16 protein-coding genes and 1 tRNA gene are annotated in these 16,322 nt (G+C 65.7%); 8 read left to right on the forward strand and 9 right to left on the reverse strand.

What is annotated here, in order from left to right; genetic code table 11:
* Positions 1-89 precede the first annotated feature (89 nt).
* The 3 genes from BT183_RS18580 to BT183_RS18590 all read right to left on the reverse strand — a co-directional run bounded on the left by BT183_RS18580 (position 90) and on the right by BT183_RS18590 (position 3,121).
* Positions 90-1,595: a tripartite tricarboxylate transporter permease gene (locus tag BT183_RS18580; protein WP_072346429.1), complete on the reverse strand. Its 1,506-nt coding sequence runs from the start codon at positions 1,593-1,595 to the stop codon at positions 90-92.
* A 10-nt stretch (positions 1,596-1,605) separates the two neighbouring features.
* Positions 1,606-2,067, reverse strand: a complete 462-nt coding sequence (locus BT183_RS18585; protein WP_072346431.1) for a tripartite tricarboxylate transporter TctB family protein — start codon at positions 2,065-2,067, stop codon at positions 1,606-1,608.
* 76 nt (positions 2,068-2,143) lie between these two features.
* Positions 2,144-3,121 (reverse strand): tripartite tricarboxylate transporter substrate-binding protein, encoded by a 978-nt coding sequence (locus BT183_RS18590; RefSeq protein ID WP_072346937.1) that lies wholly within the window; start codon positions 3,119-3,121, stop codon positions 2,144-2,146.
* Between the two features lie 189 nt (positions 3,122-3,310).
* Between BT183_RS18590 and BT183_RS18595 the strand changes: the two genes are divergently transcribed.
* The 3 genes from BT183_RS18595 to BT183_RS18605 are packed head-to-tail and all read left to right on the forward strand — an operon-like array spanning position 3,311 to position 5,740.
* Positions 3,311-4,036, forward strand: a complete 726-nt coding sequence (locus BT183_RS18595; RefSeq protein ID WP_072346433.1) for an SDR family NAD(P)-dependent oxidoreductase — start codon at positions 3,311-3,313, stop codon at positions 4,034-4,036.
* 3 nt (positions 4,037-4,039) lie between these two features.
* Entirely contained in the window at positions 4,040-4,201 is a 162-nt protein-coding gene (locus tag BT183_RS18600; protein WP_072346435.1) for a DUF2256 domain-containing protein, read from the forward strand.
* Between the two features lie 3 nt (positions 4,202-4,204).
* The gene (locus BT183_RS18605; protein WP_072346437.1) at positions 4,205-5,740 is read left to right on the forward strand and encodes a cryptochrome/photolyase family protein; all 1,536 of its coding nucleotides are present in this window, start codon (positions 4,205-4,207) and stop codon (positions 5,738-5,740) included.
* Between the two features lie 114 nt (positions 5,741-5,854).
* Here the strand turns inward: BT183_RS18605 and BT183_RS18610 are convergent.
* A tRNA-Met gene (locus tag BT183_RS18610) sits at positions 5,855-5,931 on the reverse strand.
* Positions 5,932-6,128: 197 nt separating this feature from the next.
* Between BT183_RS18610 and BT183_RS18615 the strand changes: the two genes are divergently transcribed.
* Positions 6,129-7,169 carry an aldo/keto reductase gene (locus BT183_RS18615; protein WP_072346439.1) on the forward strand — a complete coding sequence of 347 codons (1,041 nt, stop codon included), beginning with the start codon at positions 6,129-6,131 and terminating at the stop codon, positions 7,167-7,169.
* 57 nt (positions 7,170-7,226) lie between these two features.
* On the opposite strand, the gene BT183_RS18620 is transcribed toward BT183_RS18615, so the two are convergent.
* Positions 7,227-7,928 (reverse strand): outer membrane protein, encoded by a 702-nt coding sequence (locus tag BT183_RS18620; RefSeq protein WP_072346939.1) that lies wholly within the window; start codon positions 7,926-7,928, stop codon positions 7,227-7,229.
* 176 nt (positions 7,929-8,104) lie between these two features.
* Here BT183_RS18620 and BT183_RS18625 point away from each other — a divergent pair, with 176 nt between their 5' ends.
* Entirely contained in the window at positions 8,105-8,911 is an 807-nt protein-coding gene (locus BT183_RS18625) for a DUF72 domain-containing protein (protein ID WP_072346440.1), read from the forward strand.
* Here BT183_RS18625 and BT183_RS18630 read toward each other — a convergent pair.
* From BT183_RS18630 to cydD, 4 genes are read right to left on the reverse strand one after another with little or no spacing between them, the layout of a single operon-like run.
* Positions 8,904-9,353 (reverse strand): universal stress protein, encoded by a 450-nt coding sequence (locus BT183_RS18630; protein WP_072346441.1) that lies wholly within the window; start codon positions 9,351-9,353, stop codon positions 8,904-8,906. The two genes, BT183_RS18625 and BT183_RS18630, sit on opposite strands and share 8 nt — an antisense overlap.
* A 24-nt stretch (positions 9,354-9,377) precedes the next feature.
* Complete coding sequence (locus BT183_RS18635; protein ID WP_072346442.1) at positions 9,378-9,839, reverse strand: hemerythrin domain-containing protein; 462 nt, start codon at positions 9,837-9,839, stop codon at positions 9,378-9,380.
* The gene (cydC, locus tag BT183_RS18640; protein WP_244545393.1) at positions 9,839-11,515 is read right to left on the reverse strand and encodes a thiol reductant ABC exporter subunit CydC; all 1,677 of its coding nucleotides are present in this window, start codon (positions 11,513-11,515) and stop codon (positions 9,839-9,841) included. Before cydC ends, BT183_RS18635 begins: the two co-directional genes overlap by 1 nt.
* Complete coding sequence (gene cydD, locus BT183_RS18645) at positions 11,512-13,269, reverse strand: thiol reductant ABC exporter subunit CydD (RefSeq protein WP_084603693.1); 1,758 nt, start codon at positions 13,267-13,269, stop codon at positions 11,512-11,514. Before cydD ends, cydC begins: the two co-directional genes overlap by 4 nt.
* A 141-nt stretch (positions 13,270-13,410) precedes the next feature.
* On the opposite strand from cydD, the gene BT183_RS18650 reads away from it, so the two are divergent.
* Genes BT183_RS18650 through cydX form a run of 3 tightly spaced genes read left to right on the forward strand, consistent with a single transcriptional unit; the run spans position 13,411 to position 16,277 of the window.
* Entirely contained in the window at positions 13,411-15,000 is a 1,590-nt protein-coding gene (locus BT183_RS18650; protein ID WP_072346444.1) for a cytochrome ubiquinol oxidase subunit I, read from the forward strand.
* 8 nt (positions 15,001-15,008) lie between these two features.
* Positions 15,009-16,157 (forward strand): cytochrome d ubiquinol oxidase subunit II, encoded by a 1,149-nt coding sequence (gene cydB, locus BT183_RS18655; protein ID WP_072346943.1) that lies wholly within the window; start codon positions 15,009-15,011, stop codon positions 16,155-16,157.
* 12 nt (positions 16,158-16,169) lie between these two features.
* Complete coding sequence (cydX, locus tag BT183_RS18660) at positions 16,170-16,277, forward strand: cytochrome bd-I oxidase subunit CydX (protein WP_072346445.1); 108 nt, start codon at positions 16,170-16,172, stop codon at positions 16,275-16,277.
* The last annotated feature ends 45 nt before the right edge of the window (positions 16,278-16,322 follow it).

Raw genomic sequence — 16,322 nt, forward strand, 5'->3', positions numbered from 1 at the left:
ACGGCGATCAGGCGCCGGCCATGGGACAGGAGCCCGCGGAGCCTGTCCAGTGCGCCGCGGGGCAGGGCAGCTCTGCGCGATCGGGGCCCTCAATCCTCTTCAACGAACACTTCGGCCCGCTTGCGCCTGAGGCTGGGCAGCAGCGCCAGGATCACGACGCCCAGCGCCAGCGCGAGCAGAACGGCCGAGATCGGCCGGGTGACGAAGACGCTGAAATCGCCGCGCGAGATGATCATGGCCCGGCGGAAATGCTCCTCGAGCAGGGGGCCCAGCACGAACCCCAGCAGCAGCGGTGCAGGCTCGCAGCCGAGCCGGATCAGCACGTAGCCCAGAAGCCCGAAGAACACGATGCCATAGACATCGAAGATGTTGTTGTTGATCGAATAGCAGCCGATGCAGGCGAAGATGACGATGGCCGGAAACAGCACGCGGTAGGGGATGGTCAGCATCTTCACCCACAGCCCGATCAGCGGCAGGTTGAGCAGGACCAGCAGCAGATTGCCGATCCACATCGAGGCGATGATGCCCCAGAACAGCGCCGGCTCGTCGTTGATGACATTGGGACCGGGCGTGATGCCTTGGAGGATGAAGGCGCCAACCATCAGCGCCATCACCGGATGGGCCGGGATGCCGAGCGTCAGGAGCGGGATGAAGGAGGTCTGGGCGGCGGCGTTGTTGGCCGATTCCGGGCCCGCGACACCCTCGATCGCGCCCTTGCCGAATTCCTGCGGGGTCTTGGAGAGGCGCTTTTCCGCTGAATAGGAGGCAAAGGCCGAGAGGATATGGCCGCCTCCGGGCAGGATTCCGAGTACAGAACCCAGAGCGGTTCCTCGGAGCACAGGCGCGGTGATGCGGCGGAAATCGTCGCGCGTGAGCCAAAGGTTGGTGACCTTCTTGACCATCACCTCGCGGTTCTTCTCGCTTTCGAGATTGCGCAGGATTTCGGCGACCCCGAAAACACCCACCGCCACGGAAACGAAATTGAGGCCCGAGAACAGCTCGCGGAACCCGAAGGTGAAGCGCGGCGTGCCGGTGTAGATGTCCTGCCCCACCATCCCCAGCAGCAGGCCGAGCACGATCATCGCCAGCGCTTTCAGGATCGAGCCATGGGCAAGGGCAATGGAAACCAGCAGGCCCAGGACGATCAGCGCGAAATATTCCGGCGGCCCGAAACTGAGCGCCGCCCGCGCCAATGGCGGGGCGAAGAAGGCGAGGAGCAGCGTTGCCACCGAACCGGCAAAGAACGAGCCGAGCGCCGCCGTTGCAAGCGCCGGCCCGGCGCGGCCCTTGCGCGCCATCTGGTAGCCATCGATGGCGGTGACGGCTGACGAGGATTCCCCGGGCAGGTTGATCAGGATGGCGGTGGTGGAGCCGCCATACTGGGCGCCGTAGTAGATGCCGGCGAGCATGATCAGCGCCCCCACCGGTGAGAGCGAGAAGGTTATCGGCAGCAGCATGGCAATGGTCGCCGTGGGGCCGATGCCGGGCAACACGCCCACCAGCGTGCCCAGCAGCACGCCGATGAAGCAGTAAAGGATGTTCATGGGCTCAAGCGCGGTGGCAAAGCCCAGCCCCAGGGATGCGAAAATATCCATCTCCGCTCTCCTAGAAGCGCAGCCAGGGGCCGAAAAGCGGCACGGTCACCCGCAGGCCAACCGCGAACACCAGCGTGCATAGCACCGTCATGCCCAGGGCAATGATCAGGGCCGCCAGGATGTTGTTCATCCGGCTCGCCAGGGCGGTTATGGCAACCGTGATGAAGACCGTGGGCACCAGCCCCAGTCCCCTTATGGTCAGCCCGAAAAAGACCACCGCTCCAGATATGAGCACGATGGCTCGCCAGGGTGGTGCGTGCTGGTCGACATTTTCGCCGCCGCGCAGGCTCTTGAGCAGGATGGCGAGGCCCAGGGCCACGAGGACACCGCCGAGTGCGACGGGCATGAAGCCCGGGCCCATGCGGAAAGGCGTGCCTAGAGGGTAATTCAGCGCCTCGAGGGCGAAATATGAGCCGAGCAGCACGAAGATGCCGCCCGCGATAAGGTCATCCCTGACTATGCGAGCAGCCACTTGCGCCCCCGGGTTCGCGGCAGATGCTCCGGCCCGTGGGCCGGAGCGTGATAAAGCCTCTCGATGGGCCTCAAGATCAGTTGGCGAAGGCGCCGGCCGCTTCGATGATCGGCTTCCAGGTCGCGATCTGGCTGGTGAGGGTTTCCGTGAGTGCAGCCGGGGTCGCCTCTTCGGCCGAGACCGGGGTGGTGCCCAGTTCGGCGAAGCGCTGGATCACCGTCTCGTCGGCAAGGGCCGCCACGAGCGCCGCCTGCAGGCGGTCGACAACCTCCTGCGGCAGCCCCTCAGGCCCATAAAGACCATGCCAGACCGACACTTCGAGGGCCGGCAGGCCGCCTTCAGCAGTGGTCGGCAGGTCCGGCAGGTTGGCGAGCCGCTCCGGAACCGTCACGGCATAGGCCTTGATCTCGCCAGCAAGGATCTGGTTGGTGGTGTTGGTGGTCTGGTCGCAGGAGAGGTCGATCTGGCCGCCCAGAAGGTCGGTCATCATCGGGCCCGTGCCCTGATAGGGCACGGTGGTCATCTGGGCACCCACGGCCTCCATCAGCAGCATGCCGCACAGGTGGCTGGCAGCGCCGATGCCGGCATTGCCATAGGTCAGGGCCTCGCCCTCGGCCTTGATCTTTTCCACGAGATCGGCCAGCGAGGCGGACTCGAAGTCCTTGCGGGCGATCACCGTCATCGGCACTTCGGTGATGAGGCCGATGGGGGTGAAGTCGGTCAGAGGATCGAAGGGCAGGTTGCGATAGAGCGTCGGCGCCGTCGACATGCCGATATGGTGGATCAGCAGCGTATAACCGTCGGCTTCCGCGTCGGCGGCCTGGCCGGCGCCGAGCGTACCACCCGCACCGCCGACATTCTGGATCAGCACCTGCTGGCCCAGTTCGCGGCTCATCACCTCGCCGACGAGGCGCGAGACCGTGTCGGTGGGGCCGCCGGCCGCGAAGGGAACGATGATCGTCACCGGGCGGTCGGGATAGGCCTGGGCCAGTGCGGCGACAGGCGCCAGCATCGTGCCAAGGGCAAGCGTCGCGAGAATATGGCGATGTTTCATCAAGGTCTTCCTCCCGGGAGTGCCGCCGTTTATCGGCGGACATTTCACACCATCACAAGTTGAGCCGGGCCTGCCCAAGAAAGCAAGACGAAAAAAGTGGCGGCCAATACGCCGGTGATTGGCGCCGCTCCACGCTGAACCATAGGGTGGCTGCATCCGTAGCCGCTCTGACAAAAATGGAGCGCGACGATGGAAAAGGTTCTCGTCTATGGCGCGTCGGGCGGCATCGGTTCGGCCATCGCCCGCGCTCTTCATGCACGCGGCATGTCGCTGCACCTCTCCGGACGTTCGGAGGAGACGCTAAGCGCCCTGGCCGACGATCTTTCCGCAAGCTTCACCGTCGCCGATATCGCGGATCCGGCCGAACATGCCCGCATCGTTGCGGAGGCCGGCACTCCGCTGGCGGGGCTCGTGTATGCGGTCGGCACCATCACCCTCAAGCCGCTCGCCCGGCTGACAGTGCAGGATATGCTGCGTGACTACGAGCTCAACGCCATGGGCGCGGCGCTGGCGGTGCAGGCGGCGTTGCCGGCGCTCAAGGCCAGTTCGTCCCCGGCCTCGGTGTTGCTGTTTTCATCGGTCGCGGTCGAGCAGGGCTTTGCGTCGCATGCGTCGATTTCCATGGCCAAGGGGGCGGTCGAGGGGCTGGTTCGCGCGCTCGCTGCCGAACTCGCGCCCAAGGTGCGGGTCAACGCCATCGCACCATCCCTGACGCGCACGCCGCTCGCGGCGCCGCTCACCGGCAGCGAGCAGATGGCCGCCGCCATCGCCCAGATGCATGCCATGGGCCGCCTCGGAGTGCCCGAGGATATCGCCGCTCTGGCAGCGCTTCTTGTTTCGCCCGACAGCGGATGGATCACCGGGCAGGTCATTGGCGTTGACGGCGGACGCTCGAGGCTGCGAACGAAGGGCTGAACCATGCCGAAAATGCGCAAGAAGGCGGATCTGCCGCGCAAGACCTGTGCTGCTTGCGGGTTGCCCTTCGTCTGGCGGCGCAAATGGGCCGCGGTATGGGATGAGGTGCGCTACTGCTCTGACCGCTGCCGCAGCGCCGGCAAGCACGCCGCGGCGCGAGGCTAGGGATTGGGCACGGGAACGCTTCGCCTCATCCTTGGCGACCAGCTGACGCGGTCGATCGCATCGCTGTCCGGCATAGATGCCGACAAGGACGTGGTGCTGATGGTCGAGGTGATGGCCGAAGCCACCTATGTGCCTCATCACAAACAGAAGATCGCCTTCCTCTTCAGCGCGATGCGCCATTTCGCCGAGGTGCTGCGTTCCGAAGGGATCAAAGTCGATTATGTGCGGCTCGATGACGAGGACAACAGCCAGAGCTTCGATGGCGAGCTGAGGCGCGCCGTAGCACGGCACGCGCCCGAACAGGTGGTGGTGACCGAGCCGGGCGAATGGCGCGTCTGGCAGATGATGCAGGAGTGGACCGAGACCCTGCCGGTGCCCCTCGCGATCCGGGCGGATGACCGCTTCTTCTGCTCGCGCGGCGCTTTTGCGCGCTGGGCGGACGGCCGGCGGCAATTCCGGATGGAGTTTTTTTATCGCGACATGCGCCGCCAGACCGGGCTCCTGATGGAGGGCGCCAATCCTGTCGGCGGGCAGTGGAATTTCGACCACGACAATCGCAGGCGTCTGCCGGCCGACATCGACGTACCGGCTTTGCCGCGTTTTTCGCCCGATGCGGTGACGCGCGAGGTCATCGCGCTCGTTGGCGATCGCTTCGGCGACCATTTCGGCGCGCTCGACGGCTTTGGCTGGGCGGTGACGCGCGAGGATGCGCTCCGGGCGCTCGATCATTTCATCGGCAATCGCCTGCCATTTTTCGGCGATTATCAGGATGCGATGCGGCGGGGCGAGGATTTCGTCTTCCATGCCGCCCTCTCACCCTATCTCAATTGCGGGCTCCTGACCGCGAGGGAGGTCTGCAACCGCGCCGAGGCGGCCTATGAAGCGGGCGAAGCGCCTCTCAACGCGGTCGAGGGCTTCATCCGGCAGATCCTGGGCTGGCGCGAATATGTGCGCGGCATCTACTGGACGCAGATGCCGGGTTACAAGGATGGCAACCGGCTTGGGGCGAAGCGCAGGCTGCCCGATTTCTACTGGAGTGGAAAGACCGACATGGTCTGTCTCGCCGAATCGATCCGCAACACCAGGGACAACGCCTATGCCCATCACATCCAGCGCCTGATGGTGACGGGCAATTTCGCCCTGCTCGCCGGGGTCGACCCGAAGGAGATCGAGGACTGGTATCTGCTGGTCTATGCCGATGCCTACGAATGGGTGGAGTTGCCCAATGTGCATGGCATGGTGATGTTCGCCGATGGCGGGCTTCTGGCCTCCAAGCCCTATGCCGCCTCCGGCGCGTATATCCACCGCATGTCCGATTATTGCGGCAGTTGCCGCTATGACCCCAACCTCAAGACCGGCGAGGCGGCCTGCCCCTTCAATCCGCTCTACTGGAATTTCCTGATCGAGAACGAAGTCGCTCTCAAGGGCAACCCGCGCATGGCCATGCCCTACAAGACGCTCGAGCGGATGACGCAAGACCGCCGCGCCGAAATCCGTACGGATGCAGACGCCGTGTTCAAACGACTGGGCCTGAACTGACGAGGCTATCGAAGCGCCAAGTCTTTGTAGGAAGAGCCACGCTTTGACGTGCGCACGCAGGGCTCTGCGCAAATAAAAACCCCGCCGAACCTGAGTTCGACGGGGTTTTTCATTTGGTTGCGGGGGCAGGATTTGAACCTGCGACCTTCAGGTTATGAGCCTGACGAGCTACCGGGCTGCTCCACCCCGCGTCAATCACTGCAACTTTCGTCGCCGCGCAGGGGGTATATAGAGGCTCCCCACGGCCGGCTCAAGGGCTAAAGCGTTCCGCGTGACGCTTTTTTGACGGGGGGCGAAATCGAGCCGGAAAAGCCTCGTTCACACCACGCGCCCCGCTCGTTATGGTGCCCACGTTTTCAATCGCCTGTCGTTTTCCAGAGGAAATTCCATGCAACACAAGCCTTTGGGCCGAACAGGCCTCGTCGTCTCAGCTTTCGGGCTCGGCACCATGACCTGGGGCGTGCAGAACAGCGAGGCGGAGGCCCATGCGCAGCTCGACTTGGCGCTCGAGCGCGGCGTGACGCTGGTGGATACAGCCGAACTCTATGCCGTGCCGCCTTCAGGCGACACCTATGGTCTGACCGAGGCCTATATCGGCAATTGGCTGGCCGCCCAGCCCTCGCGCCGCGATCGCATCGTGCTCGCCAGCAAGGTGGCCGGCCCCGGTCGGCCCTGGATACGGGACGGGCGCGACCCCGATTCGGCCGATCTGCGCAGCGCGCTCGAAGGCAGCCTGCGGCGTCTGCGCACCGAGCGGATCGATCTCTACCAGCTGCACTGGCCGAGCCGGCATCACTACCACTGGGAAGGCGGATGGGATTATGCGCCCCACACCATCGATCCCCCAGCAGCCCGCGACCGGCTGGCACAGGTCTTGGAGACGCTTGGCGGTTTCGTCCGCGAGGGCAAGATCGGACATCTGGGCTTTTCCAACGACACCGCCTGGGGCGTGATGCAGGCGCTCAAGCTCAGCGAAACCGCCGGGCTGCCTCGGCTTGCCAGCCTCCAGAACGAATACAGCCTGCTGCGCCGGTCCTTCGACCTTGACCTTGCCGAAATCTGCCATCTCGAAGATGTCGCCATGCTGGCCTATTCGCCGCTGGCCGCCGGCGTGCTGACGGGCAAGTACAATGATGGCAGTCTCCCGCCGGGAACGCGCGGAGCGGTTCAGGGCGGCATGTACCGGATCAACCCGCAATCAATCCGGGCCACCGAGCGCTATGGCGAGATTGCCCGGCGGCATGGGATGACGCTGGCGCAGATGGCGCTGGCCTTCTGTGCCTCGCGGCCGTTCATGACCAGCGTGCTCGTGGGCGCCACCAGCATGGCCCAGCTCGAAGAAAATCTCGACGCTGCCGATATCCGTCTCAGCCCGGACGTGCTGGCCGAGATCGATGCCGTCTTCAGGAGCGATGCGCGCCCGATCTGATGGGGTGAGGTGAGAGGGTTTGCCCTCTCACGCCTCGGCGCTTTCCTTGGAGGCTCTTCAGAGGCCGCTGCCATCATTGATGGCGATGGTGATGCCGCCCACGATCTGGTGGTTGACCAGATTGGTCGAGAAGGTGGCAACGCCGCCCCCCAGCACCGTATCGTTGACCGAATAGGCGACCTTGTATTCCCCGAAGGCACGGACGCCGGGGAACACTTCGTAGCTCGCACCGGCCACCAGCTGGATGGCCGGACCGGCGATCTGGGCTTCGCGCGTCGAGGTTTCCCCGATGATGGAGCCGGCGGTCGTGTCGATCTCGACATGCGGCACGGCGATGCCGGCACCACCCCCGACATAGACGCGGGCGGCGTCCCAATCCCATTTGTGGAAGACGTTGGCGGTGATGAGGTTCAGCCCGTCGGTGAATTCGAGCCAGCTATAGGTGTCGTCGACGCCCGATTCGGCGCGCTTTGCCACCGCCTTGGCATGGGTATAGTCGATGCCGAAGCCCCAATCGGCGAGGCTTTCGGACCAATAGGTGAGGCGCACCGTGTAATAGGGCGCGGGATCGAAGGAAGCGCCATCCCAGGAGAGGGTGTCGGTGCGCGAGTCGAACGGCGACGACGAACTGGTCAGCGTCGCGATGGAGTGGGGGCTCCAGTTATAGCCCAGCGCGCCGCTGAGCTCGATCTCTCCGCCCAGCGCAACAGCCGGCCCCATCATCGCGACGAAGGACGCCGCCAGCCAAACGCTCCGCATGAAATGCCCCCGAACCCTCTTCATCGGTTCGACACTAGTCCTGCCCCGGCTTGGGCGCAATTGTTTCGCCCGGATTAACGCCCCTCAGATGCCCGCCTGCAACAGCCCGAGGTTTCCGTGGGGTGCAAGGTCGGATTAGACTGGCCCGGCAATGGCGCGAAGAGGGGCTTGAACCGATGGCCGGGGTGATCAGGGTGGGCGTGGGCGGCTGGGTTTTCGAGCCCTGGCGGGAGAATTTCTACCCCGAGGGGCTGCGGCAGAAGGATGAGCTCGCCTATGCGGCCAGCCGGCTCGGCACGATCGAGATCAACGCCACCTATTATGGCAGCCAGAAGCGGGAGAGCTTTGCCCGATGGGCCTCCGAGGTGCCGGAGGATTTCCGCTTTTCGGTCAAGGGCTCGCGGTTCTGCACAAATCGCCGGATTTTGGCCGAGGCGGCAGGATCGGTCGAGAAATTCTTCGCCCAGGGCGTCGGGGCGCTGGGGGAAAAGCTCGGGCCCATCAACTGGCAGGTGCCGGCAACCAAGCGCTTCGAGGCCGAGGATTTCGAGGATTTCCTCAAGCTCTTGCCCAGGTCCATCGATGGCGTGCCGCTGCGCCATGCGATCGAGGCGCGCAGCGAGACCTTCGCCGATGCCCGCTTTTTGTCCCTCGCCCAGCGCTATGGCGTCGCGGTGGTGATGGCCGCAGACAGCGACTTTCCGCTGCTGGCCGCCCATACGGCCGATTTCGCCTTCGTGCGCATCATGGGCACGCGCGAAGGTGAGGCGGAAGGCTATCCGCCCGAGGCTCTCGACGGATGGGCAAGGCGCCTCGAGGTGATCGCACGCGGCGAATTGCCCGACGATTTTCCCCGCATCGACGGTGCGCCGCAGGGCAATGGCGCGCCGGCCGAGGTGTTCGTCTACGTCATCGATGGCAACAAGCCGGCCAATCCGGCCGCTGCCATGGCGCTGATCGCGCGGCTCCCGCCCGTCACTTGACGATCAGCACGGGGATCTTGGAGCGGCTCAGCACATCGGAGGCCTGGCTGCCCATCACCAGCCGGCCGAGCCCGCGCCGCCCGTGGGAGGCCATGACGATGAGGTTCTGGCCCTGCGCTTCGGCCGTGTCGAGGATCGCATCGCCCGCATAGCTGTCGGGGACATAGATGGTCTTGCAGGCAATTCCCGCCGCTTCGGCCTTGCGCCTGGCCGAGGCGAGGATCGCATTGGCCTGATCCTTGTTGGCCTTGATCAGTTCGTCCATTACCTCGGCGCTCGATGTCCAGGCCATGCCGGCCCCGGTGCCGATCATCAGGGTGGGCTCGGTGGCGGTTATCACGGTGAGATCGGCGTTGAGGGCCTTGGCAAGGGCCACGGCGTGATCGACGCCCTTCTCGGCGAGTTCCGAGCCATCGGTTGCAACCAGTATGCGCGAATACATGGCAGTCTCCTTTCACGAGGGAAATCAGTGGCGCGTCGGGCCGTTCCATTGGCTCAGCAGCGGCAGGACGAAGGCCTTCTCAAATGTAAGATGCCGGCGCAGCCCTTCAAAGAAGCCGCGCAGCATGTAGCCTGCGGCGCTGGGAGGCAAGGTGGGTGCGCCGCGGCCCAGGCTCATCAGGGCCTCGTAGACCTCCTCGGCAAAGCAGGCGTCCGAGAGATGCTCGAAGCGCAAATGCTCGAGTGTCTCGTCGAGGCCGTCCCGCGTGCCGGCCGCGCCGAGGGTCGTGAGGGTCGGAAAGAGCCGGTCCTCCTCGAAGGCGCGGCTGCGCGAGAGCACGTTGAGCACCGCACGGGCCGCCTGCAGGCAGGCCTCCCGGTCGACGGCATCGGGCAGTCCGTCGGCAATCGCCTCGAGTTCGTCGCACAGCGCAAGCTGGTCGCTCTGGCAGGTCTGGAATTCCATGAGGATCGCGAGGGATGGCATCAGAGGCCTCTTGGGTCGAATGGCGCCAGCCTGCCGTCGCGCAGCGAAAGGACGGTATCGACGGCTCCGGCGGGCAGGCTGGCATGGGTGGCGAGAATGACGGTCCGGCCGCCGGTGGCGGCACCGAGGTCGGCCAGGAATTGCGCTTCGGTTTCCCGATCGAGCCCGGCCGTCGGTTCGTCGAGGACGAGGATCGGCGCGTTGGTCAGCAGCACGCGGGCGAGCGCAAGCCGACGGGCCTGGCCGCTCGACAGGGTCTGGGCGCTTTCGCCCAGAAGCGTATCGAGCCCCTTGGGCAGGCTGCGGACGTGATCGCCGAGCCGCGCGGCATCGAGCGCGGCAAAGAGCGCCGCGTCATCGGCTTCGGGCGCGGCGATGCGGAGATTGTCCCGAATGGTGTCGGCAAAGATCGGCGCATCCTTGCCCAGCAGCGCGATCGCGCTGTGCAACGCGTCCTCGGCGATATCGCAAAGCCGGATTGCCCCCAGGCGCACGTCACCGCGGTCGGGGTCGCACAGCCTCAGAAGAAGGTGCAGCAGCGTTGTCTTGCCGGCGCCGCTGAGCCCGATGATGGCCGTGCGCGAGCCCGGGGCAAAGATATGGGTCGCGCCCTTGAGCACCGGCCTTTCCGCGTCGTGCCCGAACCAGACGCCGTCAAGGCTCAGCGTCAGGTCGTCGCCTCGGGGCTGGGGCACGAGCGGCGGATCGACCGCCGGGCGCAGCGCAGCCATGGCCGAGAGCCTCTGCGCCGCCGCACTTGCCGCTCCAAGCTTGGCCACGGCGCGCACGCCCATGGCGCTGGCCTCGAAACTGCCGAGCCCCGCCAGCAGCAGGCCCACCAGCACCGGGGCATCGATGCCTTGGCTCGCGAAGCGCTCGAGCCCGAGCAGCAGCACCCCCAGCGTGGTCAGCCCCGCAAGGCCCTGGATCGCGGCGGCGGAGAGGGCCTGCCATGTCCCGATCCGCCGGCGTGCCACGCCCAGCCCCGCGACACTGGTCGCAAAGCCCTGACGCGCGTGGGGAAGTGCGGCAAAGGCGATCAGGTCCTGCCGGCCATCGAGCGCATCGAGCAGCCCGATCCGCGCAGAAGCCGTGGCCGCAACGAGCGCCGCACCGGGCTTTTGCGTCAGGAGCACGAGGAGCGCCGGGATGCCGAGAACCGCGAGCAGATAGCCCGGCAGGTAGACCCAGATCGCTTCGGGCAGGAAAATGGCCATCCCGGCAATAACGAGCCCTCCCGCCAGCACTGCCGTCACGAAAGGCCCGATCGCCACGAGGAACACCGTGTCGAGCGCGTCGATGTCGGCGGTCAGCCGCGAGACGAGGTCGCCGTGGCGCAATCCCTGTCCCGGCAGGGGCAGGCGGGGAAAGAGCGCGGCAAAACTCCAGCCGCGCAGGTCCGAAAGCAGCCTCAGCGTCGCATCATGGCCTGCAAGCTTTTCGCCATAGCGCGCGAGGATGCGGATGAAGGAGAGCCCGCGCACCAGAGCCGAGGGCACGAAGAGATTGAAGGCCGCGCCCGCGGTCGTGAGGAAGGCTGCCGTCAGGAACCATCCCGATACGCCCAAAAGGGCGATGCCTGCCAGAAGCGTGATCAATGACAAGACGAGCGCGAGCGCCATCCGCCGCCAGCGCGGCGCGGCAAGGGGCACAAAGGTCAGCAGCGCTTTCATCATGCTCTCTCCCGGCGGGGCTCGGCGACGGCGCGGACCGGCGCGATGCTGGGCAGCAGCCTTTCGCCGGCGAGCCTCAGGCTGCGCTGCATCGCGCCAGCCAGGATCGGAGAATGGGTTGCGACCAGCAGGGTGCGCCCGGTGCAGAAATCGACGAGACCCTCGATGACCCGCCGCTCCGTGACGCTGTCGAGATGCGCGGTGGGTTCGTCGAGCAAAACCACCGACGGGTCGAGGAGGTAAAGCCGGGCCAGCGCGACGCGGCTGGCCTCGCCGGCCGAAAGGCCCAGCCCGCCTTCGCCGATGCGCGCATCGAGCCAGTTGGGCAGCAGTCCGGCAAAATCGGTGACGCAGGCCCGCAGGGCGGCCGCCTCCACCTCCCTTTCGCCAGCATCAGGCCGGCCGAGGCGGATATTCTGGGCGATGGTGCCGGCAAACAGCCGCGGCCTTTGCCCCAGCAGCGCAAGTTCGGCGCGAAGCTGTGCCTCCGGCAGGCTCGCGAGCAGCCTGTCCCCCAAAAGGATCGTGCCATTGGCTGGCCGCAGCCGCGCCAGGGTCTCGAGCAGGGTCGATTTGCCCGAACCCGAGGTTCCGAGCAGGGCCACATGCTCGCCCGGCGCGATCTCGACGCTCGTATCGAGGAGCAGCGGCACGCGGCCATCCGGGGTGGTCAATCTCAGCCCCGACACCGCAAAGCCGATCGCCTTGTGCGGCGCGGTGGTGCGCGCAGTCGACGTTGCCGGGCGGATCGTCTCGCCTTCGGGCACCGCCTCGAACTGCCGCTCGATCTCGCCGAGGGCGGCGAGGGCGGCGGCGCGGTCGTGGTAATGCGCGGCCAGCACGCGCAGCGGCTGGTACACTTCGGGGGCCATCAGGAGCAGGAAGAGCCCGCCGGCAAGCGACAATTCGGGATTGACCGTCAGATAGCCGATGAAGGTCAATCCCACATAAAGTGCGATGCCCGCGACCCCGAGGGCCGCGAAGAATTCGAGCACCGCCGATGAGAGGAATGCGATGCGCAGCACCGACAGGGTCCGGCGACGCAGTTCTTCGCTGGCCTCGACTATGGCGTGGGTTTCGGCTTCGGCCCGGCCCATGAGCTTGAGGGTCAGGATGCCGCGCAGGCGGTCTGCAAAGCGGCCCGAAAGCCGGGTCAGCGCGCCGGCCTGGGCCTTTGTCGCCGCTTCGGCACCCCAGCCGGCAAGGGCCATGAAGACCGGAATGAGCGGCGCGGTGAGCAGGAACAGCAGCCCTGCGACCCAGTCGACCGGCATCACAACGGCGGAGAAGGCCAGCGGCAGCACGCTCGCCGCAACCATGGCCGGCAGGTAGCGGGCGAAATACCCATCAAGCGCCTCCACCTGTTCGAGGGCCGTGGCCGCGAGCGCGCCGCTGCTGCGGCTGGCGGTGAAATCGAGCGGCTTGGCCATGAGGTCATCGAACAGTGAAAGGCGCAGCATCTGCTTGATCGCTTCGGCCGCTTGGATGCCCCAGCGCTCGCCGGCAGCGGTGATGCCGGCGCGAATGAGCATCAGTGCAAGGGCAAGGCCGACCAGCGGCCAGAGGCTCGCGAGCAGCTCGCCTTCGACCAGGGTGCGGCCCAGAATCTGAGCCAGCACAAAGGCTTGCACGACCAGAAGCACGCCGCCGAGCAGCGGCGCCGCCATCGCAAGGCGCAGCGCCGGGCCGTCCGTGTGGCCAAGACGCGAGAGCGTCCGGCGCTGGGCCTTGCGGTCATCTGGGTTCGAACTGGTCATGTCGCTATCCGGTCCTGGGATGCGACCGGTTCTAGTCCGGGGCGATTCCGGGGGCCTTGATCCAGGTCAAGGCCGGGTGGGGCGGGGAGGATTATCGGGGAGAGGATCCCCCAGCCGGGGCACTTCAGAGGGCAGGCCGCCATGATAGACATGACAGTCGTCGAACTGTCGCGATGGCAATTCGCCATCACGGCGATGTATCACTTCATATTCGTCCCGTTGACGCTCGGACTTTCCTTCATGATGGCCATCATGGAGAGCGTCTATGTGATGACGGGACGCGACATCTGGCGCAAGATGACGCTCTTCTGGGGCACGCTGTTTGGCATCAACTTCGCCATGGGCGTGGCCACCGGTATCGTGATGGAATTCCAGTTCGGCATGAACTGGAGCTATTACAGCCATTATGTCGGGGACGTGTTCGGCGCCCCGCTCGCCATCGAAGGTCTGATGGCCTTCTTCCTCGAGGCGACGTTCATCGGCCTCTTCTTTTTCGGCTGGGACAGGCTCTCGAAAGTCGGGCACCTGACCGTGACCTGGCTGACGGCCCTGGGCGCAAATTTTTCGGCGCTGTGGATCCTGATCGCCAATGGATGGATGCAGAATCCTGTTGGATCCGTGTTCAATCCAGACACGATGCGCATGGAAATCACGGACTTCGTGCAGGTGATTTTCAACCCCGTGGCGCAGGCGAAATTCGTGCACACGGTCTCGGCCGGTTACGTCACCGGCGCGGTGTTCATCTTCTCGGTTTCGGCGCTTTTTCTGCTCTGGGGCCGGCACAAGGAACTGGCGCGCCGCTCGATGGCGGTGGCGGCAAGCTTCGGGTTGCTCTCGGCGCTGTCGGTGGTCGTCTTAGGCGATGAGAGCGGCTATGTCGCCACCGAGCACCAGAAGATGAAGATCGCCGCGATGGAGGCGATGTATCACACCGAGCCGGCGCCGGCCGGCCTCACGCTCTTTGCCATTCCCGGCCGCGAGCCGGGCGAGATGGCCTTCGAGGTCAAGCTGCCCTGGGTGCTGGGGCTGATCACCACGCGCTCGCTCGACATGGAGCTGCCCGGCATCACCGAACTCGTCGAGCACGCGGCCGGCAGGATAGAGACCGGGCTCATCGCCTATGAGGCGCTGCAGGCAATCCGCTCCAATCCGACCGACGAGGATGCGCGTGCCACCTTCGACGATCACTGGGCCGACCTTGGTTATGCGCTGCTGCTCAAGCGCTATCGCAGCGACATCGAGAATGCCACGGGCGAGGAGATCGCGCTTGCGGCCTTCGACACGGTGCCCGACGTGTGGCCGCTGTTCTGGAGCTTCCGCATCATGGTGGGGGTGGGCTTCTTCTTTATCGCGTTCTTCGCGTACTGGTTCTGGAAGGCCTCGACGGGCCGGCTCGAAACCAGCCGGCTGGCGCTCAAGATCGGCGTCGCGGCCCTGCCGCTGCCCTGGCTCGCCATCGAACTGGGCTGGCTCGTGGCCGAATATGGCCGGCAGCCCTGGGCGGTGGAAGGCGTGCTGCCCACCTTCTATGCCGCTTCGAGCCTCAATTTCTGGGATCTGGTGATCTCGCTCACCTTCTTTGTTTCGCTCTACACCGTGCTTGCGCTGGTGATGGCGTGGCTGATGATCAGGGTGATCAAGGCCGGACCGCCAGAAAAATCGCTGCTGTCGCCCGACCCCGAGATCTTCGACGCCCCCGCGCGCGGCGCCGTTCCCCAAGCAGCCGAATAGGTGACATGATGGATGGTCTTCCCCTCGACTACGAAACCCTGCGGCTCATCTGGTGGACGCTTCTGGGCGTGCTGCTGATCGGCTTCGGCATCATGGGCGGCATGGATCTGGGCGTGGGCGCGCTGCTGCCCGTCGTCGCCCGCACCGATGAGGAGCGGCGCGTGCTGCTCAACATGAGCGGCCCGACCTGGGAGGGCAACCAGGTCTGGCTGGTACTGGGCGGCGGCGCCATCTTCGCCGCCTGGCCACCGCTCTATGCGGTGAGCTTTTCGGGCTTTTACATCGCCATGATCGTCATCCTCCTCGCGCTGATCCTGCGGCCGGTGGGCTTCAAGTTTCGCGGCAAGGTCAAGGATGCGCGCTGGCGGCAGGTGTGGGACTGGGCGCTGTTCGTGGGCGGCTTCGTACCGGCACTGATCTTCGGGGTGGCGGTGGGCAATGTGCTGCTCGGCGCTCCCTTTACCCTCGATGATACGCTGCGCCCGCTCTATACGGGCCATTTCTTCGGGCTCCTGACCCCCTTCGCATTGCTGGCCGGGCTCGTCAGCCTCGCCATGCTGGTGACGCAGGGCGCGACCGTCATCGCGCTGCGCACAACAGGAGCCGTCGCCGAACGGGCGCGGACCTATGGCCAGCAGACGGCGCTTGCAAGCCTCGTGCTCTTTGCACTCGCCGGGCTCTGGGTGACGTTCGGGCTTTCGGGCTACCGCATCACCAGCCTCATCGAGACAGGCGGACCCTCCAACCCGCTGGGCAAGACGGTGGAGCTGGTAACGGGCGGCTGGACGGCCAATTATGCCGCCCATCCCTGGATGCTGGTGGCCCCGCTCGCAGGGCTTCTCGGGGCGGCGGGGGCCTTCCTCCTGCTCAGGGTGGGCCGGCCGGGCATCGCCTTCCTCGCGTCGAGCCTTTCGATCTTCGGCATCATTGCGACGGCCGGCGTGTCGCTCTTTCCGTTCCTCCTGCCCTCTTCGGCCAATCCGGCGGCGAGCCTCACGGTGTGGGATGCGTCGTCGAGCCAGCTGACGCTGTTCATCATGCTGGCGGTGACGCTGGTCTTCATGCCGATCATCCTCGCCTATACCGGCTGGGTGTTCCGCGTGATGGCCGGGCCGGTGACCAGCGAGAGCCTCGAACGCAACCCCAACGCTTACTAGGAGCTTCAGACCATGTGGTATTTTGCCTGGATACTGGGCGTCGGCCTCGCCTGCACCTTCGCCATCCTCAACGCGATGTGGTTCGAGATGCGCGAGGACCGCGACAGGTCATCCAACTGAAATGCGAAGGCCCGGGAGCGATCCCGGGCCTTTTCACGTCCGCGC

This window comes from Devosia enhydra, from assembly GCF_900119845.1.
Classification (GTDB): Bacteria; Pseudomonadota; Alphaproteobacteria; order Rhizobiales; family Devosiaceae; genus FPKU01.